At 67.3% G+C, this 443-nt stretch carries 1 protein-coding gene; it reads right to left on the reverse strand.

The window, feature by feature from the left end; all coding sequences use genetic code 11:
* On the reverse strand, window positions 1-443 hold a 443-nt coding region (locus tag AACY19_RS27390; protein ID WP_339454619.1), incomplete at both ends, for a GMC oxidoreductase.

Here is a 443-nt window from a genome sequence, read left to right on the forward strand (position 1 = left end):
CTACGAGTGCCTGATACGGCATCGCTTCATCAAGGGCCACGCGCAACAGCCCTTCCACGCCGCGCACGCGCAACCGCGGATCGCACACCGCCGCGTCGTCCGATCCCATGCGCGCCGTCCCGACCGGGTGATACACCGTGTCGGCGCGCGCGCGGATCAGGCGCTCCAGCGCGTCATCGTCGCTCAGATCGATCGGGTAGCGATCGCGCCCCTTGTGGTTGCTCAGCGGCGCGGTGTCGAGAATGCGGTACATCGCGCGCACGCCGCGCTTCTTCACCTCCATATCGCGCGCATCGCTGAAAAAGGCGGGGTCGATCAACGGTGCTGCGCGCGCATCGACCGAGGCCAAGCGCACCGTGCCGTGACTTTCGGGCCGGAGCACGCAGACGTGGCAGGAAAAGCCATGTCCCGGCACCTTGGTGCGGCCATGATCCTCGAGTGCT

This window comes from Pseudomonas sp. EA_5y_Pfl2_R50 (assembly GCF_963970475.1).
Lineage (GTDB): Bacteria > Pseudomonadota > Gammaproteobacteria > Pseudomonadales > Pseudomonadaceae > Aquipseudomonas.